Origin of the sequence: Fibrobacter sp. UWH1 (assembly GCF_002210365.1) — a bacterium.
Lineage (GTDB): Bacteria > Fibrobacterota > Fibrobacteria > Fibrobacterales > Fibrobacteraceae > Fibrobacter.
In genome coordinates this window covers 1-12,684 of the sequence record NZ_MWQG01000028.1, presented here as the reverse complement: position 1 = coordinate 12,684, position 12,684 = coordinate 1, and the positions used below count along the sequence as shown (strand labels likewise).

Annotated in this window: 10 protein-coding genes and 1 tRNA gene; 5 read left to right on the top strand and 6 right to left on the bottom strand. The window is 50.3% G+C overall.

Annotation, left to right across the window (positions count from 1 at the left end; all coding sequences use genetic code 11):
* The first annotated feature begins 203 nt into the window (after positions 1–203).
* On the top strand, positions 204–812 hold the full coding sequence (locus B7992_RS12030; protein ID WP_088666396.1) for a carboxylesterase: 609 nt from the start codon (positions 204–206) through the stop codon (positions 810–812).
* Positions 782–1,882: a hypothetical protein gene (locus tag B7992_RS12025; protein ID WP_088666386.1), complete on the top strand. Its 1,101-nt coding sequence runs from the start codon at positions 782–784 to the stop codon at positions 1,880–1,882. The genes B7992_RS12030 and B7992_RS12025 overlap by 31 nt, the downstream gene beginning before the upstream one ends.
* A 47-nt stretch (positions 1,883–1,929) precedes the next feature.
* Here B7992_RS12025 and B7992_RS12020 read toward each other — a convergent pair whose 3' ends face one another.
* Positions 1,930–2,643, bottom strand: a complete 714-nt coding sequence (locus B7992_RS12020; RefSeq protein WP_088666385.1) for a GNAT family N-acetyltransferase — start codon at positions 2,641–2,643, stop codon at positions 1,930–1,932.
* 243 nt (positions 2,644–2,886) lie between these two features.
* On the opposite strand from B7992_RS12020, the gene B7992_RS12015 reads away from it, so the two are divergent.
* Entirely contained in the window at positions 2,887–3,132 is a 246-nt protein-coding gene (locus tag B7992_RS12015) for a TIGR03905 family TSCPD domain-containing protein (RefSeq protein ID WP_073160774.1), read from the top strand.
* Positions 3,133–3,231: 99 nt separating this feature from the next.
* Positions 3,232–3,311, top strand: a tRNA-Leu gene (locus tag B7992_RS12010).
* Between the two features lie 61 nt (positions 3,312–3,372).
* On the opposite strand, the gene B7992_RS12005 is transcribed toward B7992_RS12010, so the two are convergent.
* Positions 3,373–4,716, bottom strand: a complete 1,344-nt coding sequence (locus B7992_RS12005) for a glycosyl hydrolase family 8 (RefSeq protein ID WP_254917699.1) — start codon at positions 4,714–4,716, stop codon at positions 3,373–3,375.
* A 60-nt stretch (positions 4,717–4,776) separates the two neighbouring features.
* Complete coding sequence (locus tag B7992_RS12000; RefSeq protein ID WP_176421940.1) at positions 4,777–6,432, bottom strand: endo-1,4-beta-xylanase; 1,656 nt, start codon at positions 6,430–6,432, stop codon at positions 4,777–4,779.
* Between the two features lie 201 nt (positions 6,433–6,633).
* On the opposite strand from B7992_RS12000, the gene B7992_RS11995 reads away from it, so the two are divergent.
* Positions 6,634–7,560 (top strand): DMT family transporter, encoded by a 927-nt coding sequence (locus B7992_RS11995; protein WP_088666383.1) that lies wholly within the window; start codon positions 6,634–6,636, stop codon positions 7,558–7,560.
* Between the two features lie 354 nt (positions 7,561–7,914).
* Here B7992_RS11995 and tmk read toward each other — a convergent pair whose 3' ends face one another.
* The 3 genes from tmk to B7992_RS16735 all read right to left on the bottom strand — a co-directional run bounded on the left by tmk (position 7,915) and on the right by B7992_RS16735 (position 12,564).
* Positions 7,915–8,544: a dTMP kinase gene (gene tmk / locus B7992_RS11990; RefSeq protein WP_073238084.1), complete on the bottom strand. Its 630-nt coding sequence runs from the start codon at positions 8,542–8,544 to the stop codon at positions 7,915–7,917.
* Positions 8,545–8,699: 155 nt separating this feature from the next.
* Positions 8,700–11,663: a preprotein translocase subunit SecA gene (gene secA / locus B7992_RS11985; protein ID WP_073286589.1), complete on the bottom strand. Its 2,964-nt coding sequence runs from the start codon at positions 11,661–11,663 to the stop codon at positions 8,700–8,702.
* Positions 11,664–11,856: 193 nt separating this feature from the next.
* Positions 11,857–12,564, bottom strand: coding sequence for a DUF4421 family protein (locus tag B7992_RS16735; protein WP_369680978.1), 708 nt, complete (start codon positions 12,562–12,564; stop codon positions 11,857–11,859).
* Positions 12,565–12,684: the final 120 nt, after the last annotated feature.

Genomic DNA, 12,684 nt, shown 5'->3' with positions numbered 1-12,684 from the left:
TTTAACACTTATTAAAATTTCACGCTTTCCAATCTACTCCATTATTACAAAAAGACGAACAAACAATTGCGTTTTCAAAAAAAAGATTTGACCTTTATTTAATTTGACTATTGCTTGAACTTCTAATAAATTACACTTATAAAAGCAAAATATCGACTTTTTAACTGTTTACAGCTAAATTTATCCTTATGAACGGAAAGGCTATGAAATCTCTCGTAATCTACATTCACGGGAAAGGCGGCAATGCTGCAGAAGCTGAACATTACAAGCCTCTTTTTCCTGATTGTGAAGTCATGGGTTTTGACTACAAGGCAGAAAATCCCTGGGACGCCAAGGACGAATTTATCAAATACCTTGAATCTGTTTCCGCAGGCTATGATCAGGTCTATCTTGTCGCCAACAGCATCGGTGCATACTTTTCGATGATTTCCCTTAGTTCATCCCGAATCACAAAAGCTTATTTCATTTCGCCCATGGTGGATATGGAAAAGCTGATTTGCGATATGATGATGTGGGCAGGTGTCTCCGAAGATGAACTTTGCGAAAAGAAAACCATCGCCACGGGCTTCGGCGAAACCCTTTCCTGGGAATACCTAAGTTACGTCCGCAATCATCCTATCCAGTGGAATGTTCCCACCAAGATTCTTTATGGCTCCAAGGACAATCTTGTCTCCTTAGAAACCATCACCAAGTTTGCTAATAAAATCAATGCGCCTCTCACCGTCATGGAAGGCGGCGAACATTGGTTCCACACCGATGAGCAAATGAAATTTTTGGATGAATGGATAAAGCTACCGGGAAATTCTCGGTAGAATCAATTACAGAGGTTAGAATGTTCTCTTATTATCTTCTTGATTTTCATGAGTTGTTCAATTTAGAAGAAACACTCTTTTATTTAATTCCAATTCTCATTGGGTTTGCATTCGCAATTTTATATTGGCAACCGAAATTCAAAAAAACATTTTTTAGAAAAATCTTTCTCGCTCTGTGGGCGGCCAATCTCGTCTACATCATTTATGAACTGCTCTTGAGACAAACGAGTTTTATATCACCCTCTAGAGTAGATGCCAGACCCACGGACATTGCAATCATCGCCCTTGTTCTAGTTGCGTTTTCTATATCCTGCGTTGTAAGCTACTTCTTTAAGCCTAGAAGAATTTGGTCATGGTTATATGTAGTGCTGTTATCCATACTCTCGTATGTCGGCTTCTCTTATATTTACTGGATTGATTTTCGTGAACCTGTCGCCCATATTGACGACAAAGTTCTAACAGAAACGAGCCGTTACGATTATGAAATAATTTATGAAGAAACCTTTGGTGAAGTAGTTTTTGATTCTGATGATTCAACCCAAGAACGCTTCAATAGCCACGGCGACAACGCCTATTTTCCAAGCTACTACGCCAAGGGAGATTCCGTCTATTTTTGTTACCGTTATCGCAAATGCGATGGAATTACCTGGCGCATGGCACTCGGAAATAAACGGGATACGACATTTTCTATTGAAGCTACGGAAATGGAACCTTGCATACCTAAACTGATTAACGGAGAGGAGACCGCAAAAATCCAAAAGCTGAAAAAAGACATTGATCGCTACCAACAGGAATATTCTGCAAATCATTACCTTGATGGTTCTTATCTGTATTTAACTTTAAACGATTATGGGCAGAAAAAAGTTCGAAAATTATTCTTGGGCAACCCTGACGAATCTGTTCCAAAAGCCTTGGAAATATTTCAACTTGTAAACTCCTTAAAACCAGCGGATCGTCCGCAGAAGCGCGATTTTGATGATGAATGTAGAGAACGCTCCAAGGCACTGAATGCGCTGATGGAGGAGTACGGGCAAGCTCATAGTAATCGTGGCAAATACTTAATTTATTAAACGGATATAAAAACCTCCCCGGGAAAACCGAGGAGGCTTTTTTGATACTACCCTAGTTGTCCGGGAAGTACTTTCTTTTCCTTGGGCGGGAACTGCTTATCGAATTCATCGGCGTCAGCTTCGTTCACGAAGTACGCCTCCGGATCGCGATAGCTTCCGCGGATGCCGTCCAGAAAACCGGGCGTCAATTCCCTGACGAGGAAGTAGGGCGCATCTCCATCGGGGTCATCTGCGTAGCGGATGCCTTTGGATGTTGCAGTCACAAAACCGCACTTGCCGTAGAACTGGATGTTACCGCACATGGCGATACATCCCGCACCCATTTGGCGGGCACGTTCCAAGGCATAATCCAGAAGCATTTTGCCGAGACCCTTACGCTGCATGTCGGGTCGGACGCTGATAGGCCCGAAGGTCATCATGCGCAAGCGCTGCGGTTCCTGCGCGGTCTCCCCAGCCTGAGCGGAACCGGCCTGCGGGTCCACCAGAATTTCGCTCCAGGCGAACATGACGTGAGCGAGGATTTCGCGACCCACTGCCTCGCGACAGTTTTCACCTGCGGAAAGCCCGCAGTTCCCAGGGCCTTCCAGCACCAGGCTCAATTCGGGAATAAAGTCCGGATGGTTCCTGTAGCAATGAAGCACGTAATGTTCCGAGCATCCGGGACGATAGACGTTCCAGAAAGCTTCACGGGTCAAGTTTTCAACAGCAGAGAAATCGGCAGGCTGTTCCTGTCGGATAGTGTATTCAGAATTATTAGACATTGTTTATTTCCTTTTTTAGTGTGAAAGGATACGAGTCACGCCACCCGGCGCAACCCGCATTAAACAATGTCCCAGTTTTGGGTTCGACCGAAGTCGAAATTATGGATTAAGAACATCCAACTCCGTAATAAAGGTTCGGTTATAATATACTCATTTTTCAAGGGAGTGGTCACAATCCTGCCGTAATTTCTACATTGTCCATAAACACAATCGGCGACTTCCAAGGCGCCACGAGAGGCTTTTATGCAGACTAAGGAATTCAAGACCAGCGGCACCTGCGCCCAGCTCATCACTTTCGACTACGAAAACGGCAAGATGTACAACCTCAACTTCATGGGTGGCTGCAACGGCAACCTGAAAGCCATCGGCAAGCTCTGCGAAGGCAAGGACATGAAGGAAATCGCCGACATCCTGGAAGGCAACACCTGCAACGGAAAATCCACTTCCTGCGCCGACCAACTGGCCAAGGCCATCCGGGAAGTACTTTAATCTATCCCGGAGTCGCGCAAGCCACGCGCGCCCTTATTTTTAATTATATTTGACTTCCCGCGACAATAGCCCCGACAAAAGCCGGGCTGTGGGAAAACTGCGAGAGTGGCGGAATTGGCAGACGCGCCAGACTTAGGATCTGGTACCTCGGTGTGTGGGTTCGACTCCCACCCCTCGCATAAAAAAGACCTCGTAGCTCGCGCTGCGGGGTCTTTTTTTTGGGGGTTAGGAGGAATCCGTCTATACGTAGAACTTTCCACTGCAGGCCAGCAGACCCAACATGTAGAGAAGTCCGTCGTAGTAACGCCAGGTACCCGTAGGAACTTCCAGGTTCCACAGGTCTTCGGCAAAAGGCTTGATCAGCGGATCGCCTTCGGGCAGCGCAATAGTTGCAGCACCGTTCATACCGATAAGGCCACCGGTAGCCAGACGTGCTTCACGGAAGAATCCGGAGCCGTCGATGTAGGAGTCGGCCACATAGGGGCGGTGGTCATTAAAGTAATTCAGCAGGCGGCGGATTTCCGCGATTTCCCATTCACGGACTGCGGCAACATCGTCAGGCTGGGTTCCCGCGACGCCGACTGCGGCGCCATTCCCGGCAGCGGCCAGCTGGGCACGTTCCAGGTTCTTAGCGTCCAGGGCGATATTCCAGGCTACGCGCCAGGCGTCACCGCAGAAGCAGTGGCTTGCATCGTGCCAGGGAGTCTTGCGGGGAGTGCCGTCAAATTCGCTGTAGTCTGCAGCCATACCCGTTACCGGGTGGCAAGCCTTCTTCAGGTACTCAAAACTGTTGGCGGCAATCTTCTTCCAGAAATCCACATCCTGGTCAGCGGTCACTGCGCCGTCACTTCCAGCGGAGCCAGCGACAGAACTAGAAGCGGCCCCCGCGACAGAACAAGCGACACCGGCGATACCCTTGGCTTCAGCAACCTTGCAGGCTTCACCGTACATGCGGTAGAATGCCAGCGTGTTGTAGCTGGGGTCCGTGTAGTCATTCCCCTTCATAGGAGAGAATCGCACAAGACCAGCCTTCCGGTCCATCATGGTGAACACTTCTTCCGTTTCCGGCTTGTAGGCCATATCGTGAAGCAGCTTCACCGCTTCCTTCAGGTATTCATCACATCCAAAAACCTTGGCGCCATAAATCAGCGCGATCGCAAAATATTCCTCGCCATCGGGAGCGGGGCCCGGATCCATCATGGAAAAATCCTTGGTGGAAACCTGCCAGGAATAATAACCTTCCAGGGCGCCTTCCTTGTTGCGCATGTAGCGCCTGGAGAAATTCCAGAGTCTGTCGAACAAGTCGCGCTTGCCCATGAGGGCGGCAATAGTCATGCCGTAGCTCATGCCCTCGGAACGGATGTCCGTGTGGCCGATATCTACGATGTAGGCCAGGTCATCGCCGTGGTTAAAGCACACGCGCTCATTTTCGGGATCGCCCTCGAAGAGCTGCCCAAAGGCGGTCTGAAGCTTGGCCTCAATTTCTGCGGGAGTTTTCCCGATCTGTTCAAAAACGCTCTTCATAACACAACTTCCCTGAACGTCACGACGAACCTGTCCGACATCCACGACTTTTTCGTTCACCTTTTTTTTAAAAGTTTGCTTTGTAAAACCCGGCCGAGGCCGGGTTCCTGCGAACCCAAATTATTTCAGTTCCACTACAGCGGACTTGCCGTTTGCGGTCACCTTATACTTACCCGGATAGCCGCGGAACTTAACCACGTCACCTTCAGCCTTGAAAGTTCCGTTAGTGGTCCACACCTTGTGCCACAGGTCGTAAATCAATTTGGCTGCAGGCTTTTCACGACCATCGGAAGCGATGATACCGCCGTTCTGGACCCAGTGACGGTTATCCCAGAAGCCCCACAGCAAAATACCTTCGATGGCGGGGTGGCTGAAGAAGGAGCGGAGCACGATTTCGTAGCGGCGAGCCTGCTCGTCTTCGCCAAAATAAAGTCCCTTCTGCCAATCGCCAAAGTCAAGTTCAGTCACCTTGATGGGAAGACCAAGTTCAGCAAGGCGGTCAAGGCGGGCACGGATAAAGGCAGGATTGATGGCGCGGTCGCCAAAGTGGCACTGCACACCGATACCATGAACAGGAATCTTGCGGTCAAGCATACCCTTCACAAGGTCATAGAGACGTTCGGTTTCGCCGGCAGAGACAACCTGATATTCGTTGACGAACAGACGGGCGTCGGGATCAGCGCGATGAGCCCACACATGGGCGCTATCCAGAAGGTCCCAACCGCACTTGTTAAAGAGGAACGGTTCATGGAAGGCTTCGTTCCATACGTCATATTCCTTGATGCGGCCCTTGTATTCCTTAAGGTCGCGATCGATACGGGCCTTCAGCTTCTGACCGATTTCCTTGCAGCTGCCCTTCATGCTGAAGTGCTTGTCGTAACCGTAACCCTGGATACCCCACATAAGGGTGTGGGCACGGAAGCCCCACTTGTAGGCGTCTACATAATCCAGATACTGCTTGAATTCGTCGCGGCGGATCTTGCCCTTCTTGGGTTCGTATTCCGGCCACTTGAACTGGTTTTCGGGAACGCCATACCAGAAGTACTTATTGGCAGTCTTGCGGTACCAGGTTTCGATACTGTCCTTGGAGGGATACAGCGCAAGTGCAGTTCCGAAGGGGAATGCATGACGGATCAGTTCCACCTTCACATCGGAAGCACCCTTCATGGAATCCGGCAAGGCCAAGGTGAAGTCCTTCTTGCGGAGGCTATCGATACGGGCGGCATTGTTGGCATACCAGGTAGTATCGTTCATGCCTTCGGCCTTGGTGATTTCCACGTCATCCATCTGGAGCCAGCCCTTGGCCAAGCCCACATGGAAGGTAATGTTGTTCACGCCGTAACCCTTCTGGTCGGCGAGGAAGGTCATGGAATATTCCTTCCATTCGTTGGTCAGCATAAAGGAAGCGCTTTCCTTCTGACGCCAGTCGGGAGCACCGCCCTGGACGATGGCGTTAATAGGCATGTTGCCCTTGGCCTTGAAAGTCAAGGTATAGTAGGCGGAATCGGCCAGCCACTTGGGCGGCTGAAGCTGCAGACCCCAGGACGGGTTGGGCAGATCAGTCACTTCAAGGCGAACGCCTTCGCTGGCCACACCGTCACCGGCGTCAGTACCGAAACCAGCTTCGCACAGCTTGCTGGTATATTTTGCAGGACCATCGGGATTATTCCAGATATACCAGCCACCGTCACCGTAGCTACAGTCACCATTGGTAAGCAGGCCCGCAAAAGAGGATGCGGCTGCGACAGTGGAAATTGCGATAATCTTTTTCAGCATTTTTATTCCAGAAGGTTGATGTGAGGGCATAGCCCATTCCGTTTTACAAATACAAAGATAACTTGTTTTACCAATATACAATATGGCGCCGGGAATAAAAACGCAAACAGTGTAATAAGTGTTTTCCAATGGAAACAAGAAAACATCTTTTCTAAATTTGGTCCGCACAAAACCAGGCGCATACTTTAAAAAATCCGTCTTATGAAAAACAGCACGAACCTAAAAGCACACCTTTGCATATTCGGTGCCGCTGCCATCTGGGGCCTGATGGCACCTATCGGCAAGGAAGCCATGACCCACGGCATTACCGGCCTGGATATGGTGTTCTTCAGGGTGGCGGGAGCTGCCATCAGTTTCTGGATCGCCTCCCTGGTTCAAAAGGTGTTCTTCCCCGCGCTGGAAGCCGCACAACCCAAGCCGCCTAAAAAGGACATCCTCAAGTTTGCAGGCGCCGGGCTTTTCGCCATTGTCTGCAACCAGTGCTGCTTTACGGTGGGCCTTTCCATCACATCGCCCATCAACGCTTCCATCGTGGCCACAAGCCTCCCCATCTTCGCGCTGATCTCGTCGGCGGTTTTTCTGCGGGAACGGATCACCCTCATGAAAGTCCTTGGAATCGGGCTAGGCCTATCTGGCGCCCTGATGCTCGTTCTCGGAAGTGCCACCGCAAATAACGCCAAGGCCGGAAACATCCTGGGAGACCTTCTCTGTATGACATCCCAGTGCAGCTTCGCCATTTACCTGGGACTCTTCAAGAATCTCATCAGTAAGTACAACGTAATCACCTGCATGAAGTGGATGTTTACCTTCTCCGCCTTCATGGTAGCACCCCTCACCCTTGGCGGCGTCGCGGAAATCCCCTTCCCAGAAATCTCCGCCATTACCTGGGCCGAATCCGCCTTCGTAGTTTTCGGCGGCACCTTCATCGCCTACCTGCTCATGGCAAGAGCGCAAAAAATATTGCAGCCCACCGTGGTGGCCATGTATAATTACGTACAACCTACTACGTCCACTGTCGTTTCAGTCCTCATGGGAATCGGAATCTTTGGACTGAGCCAGGCCGCTGCCATCGCCTTGATTATTGCTGGCGTCTATACCGTAAACAGGGCAAAAGCAAGCAACAGCTAGGACACCTTCGCGAAAAAATGCAAAATGAGGCCAAGATGGGCTCCATTTTTCCTGTAAGCTTAACTTTGGAGCCCATAATTTTAGTTTATACGAAATATGTTTGCTATTATGGTAAATAATTTGGGCTCCAAAAGGATAAAAAGCCACATATGGAGTCCAAACATCTTAACGAGAAGGCAAAAAGAAAACATTTTACGATTAATTTATATGTATAAATAGGCTCCAAATTGCTTTTAAAAAAAATTTTGGAGTCCATTTTTAAGAAAAAGTAGCGGGAAAGTCGCCCATGGCACAAAAAAAGCCCGCGGATTCTAAACCGCGAGCCTAAAAATTCTTGCTGCAAATTTGAACAAACTAAAGTCTTGCCTTCACCAGCTTCAGCAAGTCCGCAAAGACTTCATCAGGTGTACGGGCCGCATCAATCGCTGAAACGCAATCACTATAATCGCGGGCGGCAGCCAGATAACCCTGACGTACACGTTCAAAGAAGTCAGCCTTCTCGCTTTCAAGGCGGTCGGGAGCCTCGCCACGTTTTGCAGTGCGGGCACGGCTGGCTTCAACAGTCAAGTCCAGCACCACCGTCAATTCCGGGAAGCATCCGCCGCAGGTCAGTTCCGTCAGACGCTGCACCTTGTCGGCACCAAGCCCGCGGGCATAACCCTGGTAAGCAAAAGTGCTCCACGCAAAGCGATCCGCAATCACCACCTTGCCTGCATCCAGAGCAGGCTTGATAATTTCTGCGATCACCTGGGCGCGGGCGGCATTATACAGCAACAGCTCGGTATCGTCTGCCATGATTCCCTTGAAGGCAGGGTCCAGCAGAAGTTCGCGAATGCGTTCTGAAATCTTGGCGCCACCAGGTTCACGCAGGCGCACCACCTGATAGCCTTCAGATTCGAGGGCGGCCACCAGCAAGTCAATCTGGGTAGACTTGCCAGAACCATCAATACCTTCCAGAGAAAAGAATCGCTTTGCTGTCTTCATTAGAAGTCGCTCACTTCGTTCGCTTCGAGCAATGAGGCCGTCCTTGCCTTCGGCAATCACTTTGAGGTGTGAGCAAAACAAATTATGCATCGTAGCTCAGAGGCCGAAAGCCGACCTCACACCTCAAAGCACCAAAGGTGCGACCTCACACCTGATTATTCTTCGCCAAGATCCTTACCGTGGCACTTCTTGTACTTGAGGCCACTACCGCACCAGCACATGTCATTGCGGCCAATCTTCGGAGCCTGAGCGGCAGCGCGACGGGCAGCAAGAACGCGGGGGTCAGTATAGGTGCGACGGACACGGGGCTGTTCAGCAGCGGCTTCCGGAGCGGCGCCAGACTGTTCAGTTGCAGCAGCCTGGGCCTGCTGTTCTTCAGAAATGGCGTTGGTTTCAGAAGAGGCAGCTTCGCCGGCAAGACCAGCGGCCTTTGCACCTTCAGCGCTGACCTGTTCACCAGATTCCGCTGCGGCACCATTGGCTTCTTCCATAGCCTTACGTTCGGCTTCCACCTGTTCCGGAGACTTAAGCTGCAGCTGGTCCGGAGACACGGTAATCTGCTGGCCATTGGGGCCCGGAATAGTAATGCGGATATTCAAGATACGGAGGGCAGTCAAGGTCGCAATCTTTTCCATGCAGCCTTCGAACATCTTGAAGCCTTCGTTCTTGTAAACCATCAGAGGATCCTTCTGTGCGTATCCGTGGAAACGGATGGAATCCTTCAGCTGGTCCATGGCATACAAGTGTTCCTTCCAGACCTGGTCGATGGTCATGAGGAGGAAGCGGCGTTCGATCTGACGGAAATCCTGTTCCGGAATGATCTTGGTCAGCTTGTCGTAACGGGCCATGCACAGGTCAATAATTTCCTGGAGCACGACTTCGGGAGTCTTGGTGGTAGCTTCTTCCAAGGTCAGGTTGTATTCCATAGAAAGGGAGCGCTGCAGATCCACATGCAGATCTTCAAGCTTCCAGTCTTCCGGATAGCTCTTGGCGGCAATGTACTGAGAAACCTTGATATCGCAAGCGTCTTCGATGCGGTTCTTGATTTCGGAACGGACATCTTCACCGTTCAGGATACGACGGCGCAGACCGTAAATCACCTTACGCTGTTCGTTCATCACGTTATCATAATCCAGCAAGTGCTTACGGATATCGAAGCTCTGGCCTTCCACGCGACGCTGAGCACCGCGAATAGAACGGGAAACGATGGGATGGGTAATCACTTCGTCTTCACCCACGCCAAAACGGCTCATGAGGTTCTTGACGTTATCGCCACCGAAAATACGCATCAGGTTGTCATCCAAAGACAGGAAGTACTGGCTGGAACCCGGGTCACCCTGACGGCCGGAACGACCGCGGAGCTGGTTGTCGATACGGCGGGATTCATGACGTTCAGTACCCAGCACATGCAAGCCGCCCAGTTCGGTAACACCTTCGCCCAGGGCAATGTCGGTACCACGACCAGCCATGTTGGTAGCGATAGTCACCTTGCCCTTATGACCGGCATACTGAATGATTTCAGCTTCACGGCCATGGTTCTTTGCGTTAAGCACTTCATGGGGAACGCCTTCCTTTTCCAGCAAGCCATGGAGGTGTTCAGACTTTTCGATGGATGCGGTACCAACGAGAAGAGGCTGACCCTTGGCATGACGTTCCTTGATTTCTGCCACGATGGCGCGCCACTTGGCATCTTCAGACTTATAGACCAGGTCCTGTTCGTCCTTACGGATGCAAGGATTGTTGGTGGGAATCACCCAGGTGTTCATGTTATAGATCTTGATGAATTCCGTTGCTTCCGTTTCGGCGGTACCGGTCATGCCGGACAGCTTGTTATACATGCGGAAGTAGTTCTGGAAGGTGATGGTAGCGAGAGTCTGGTTCTCGCGACGGATCTGCACATTTTCCTTGGCTTCGATAGCCTGGTGCATACCGTTGCTGTAACGGCGGCCTTCCATCAGACGGCCAGTGTTTTCGTCGACGATGATGATTTCGCCATCGCGTACGATGTAGTCCACATCGCGTTCGTAAAGGTGCCATGCCTTAAGAGCCTGGTCAATGAAGTGAACCCAGTCTGCGTGTTCACCGTAAAGGTTGGTAATCTGGAGGATAGATTCGATGTTTGCAACACCCTTGGAGGTAAGCTGCACGACCTTATCCTTTTCATCCACACCAAAGTCCTTGTTCTTCACAAGCTTCTTTGCAATTTCATTTGCCTTGGCATACTTATCAGTAGCATCTTCGGCAGGGCCAGAAATGATCAGCGGAGTACGGGCTTCATCAATAAGGATGGAGTCCACTTCGTCAACGATACAGTAGTTCAGTTCGCGCTGCACCAGCTGACTAGGATCCACAGCCATGTTGTCGCGGAGGTAGTCAAAGCCGAATTCGTTGTTGGTACCGTAAGTCACGTCGGAGTTGTAGCTGGTACGACGCTGTTCCGGATCCAGACCATTTACAATCAGACCCACAGTAAGGCCCAGGAACTTATAGACCATACCCATCTGCTTGGCGTCACGGCCAGCCAGGTAGTCGTTCACGGTCACCACGTGGACACCCTTACCAGAAAGGGCATTCAAGTAAACCGGGAGAGCTGCAGCCAGAGTCTTACCCTCACCGGTAGCCATTTCTGCAATGGCACCTTCGTGGAGCACAAGACCACCGATCATCTGCACGTCGAAGGGCATCATGCGGAAGGGCTTCACGGACTTGGGGTAAAGTTCGCGGACCTTGGCATAGAGGGCGGCGGGCAGGTAAATTTCCCATTCATTCTTGCCGGAAGCCAGCTGAGCCTTGGCATCGTTCACGCAATCCTGGAGCTCGGGGCCCAGCTTGCTGAAATCAAAATTGTTTTCGGGCTTGAAGATATTGAAGATACCCAGACGGCGGTCGCAAGCTTCCTTACAGACAGCAAAGGCATCAACACGGATATCGTCCAGAGTGGCACCATTGTTCAGCTTTTCGCGGAATTCGGCGCTCTTTGCAGCAAGGGCTGCATCATCCAGAGCTTCCAGGGCCTCGCGGGCAGCGTTGATTTCTGCAATCACCGGACGGAGCTGCTTCACTTTACGTTCATGGGGTGTACCGAAAATCTTGTGTAGGACGGTATCTACAATGCTCATTTTGTTTCCTTTTTACGGCCGAGGGCGCAGCCCGCGGTCACTGATTAAAATTATACGAGCGTAAAATAGCAACTTTCATGCCACGGCCGAAAAGTTACAATGTGAAACAAAGGTTAAAATTACCGATAAAAAATAAATGTACAAATGTGCATTATTTTATAAAAAGCAAGGGCCCACTTTTTGGGAGGAAAATTTAAAAGCGACGAACAATGAGAATCTTGTAGGCGCACACCAATTTCTGTTCCCAGTGGCTGTCGAATATCACGGGCATATATTCCGTTTCCAGAACATTATTCCAGGACCAAATCTCACCAATATAGCCAAAGGCAAGCTTGCCAATGATTTCCGGAAGCAGCATATAGTCATCCTCCTCCGTATCGCCTCCCACGGCAACGCCCGCCACGCCCCACAAGTTCAAAAAAGCTTTGTTGTCAAAGACCCAGGTATAGGTATAGCCCATATCCACCCAGCTGCTAAAAATTTCCTTTGGCTCCTGATAATACGGAAAAAATTCATCCTTGTCCTTTGTCTTCGTTCCTTGAATACGGCCGCCAAGAATTAGGCTTCCGGCAGAATGACGCTGCCTGCGATCCAAGAAGAAAGCCGCCCTCGGGGAAAATTCCCCATTGGATGTCCCTAGCCATAGAGCTGAAACATAGACATCCCTCTCCCAGAGATCTACATATAAACTGCTATCTCCCACATCAGTAGAAAATCCGCTATAACTGCGGTACACTCCCTTGACCCACCAGTTTCCAGGAAAAAAATCGAACCCTGTCTCGAAGGAAATCGATTTCGAACTCTTGTTATTTGACGTAAATGGAAGTGCGTAGATAAAGTCCCAATAAAAGTCTCCGTAGCCGAGACCGAGACCCACATCTACCGGGCGATTGGATTTCAGCGCCCCACCATCAAACTCGCTACTCCAGAAACTGACGAAGTTGTAATTGCACAGAAAACGGATTAGGCGATTTCTAATCGCTAACGCATAATGTTGAACTTTTTCAAAAGATACTCATTT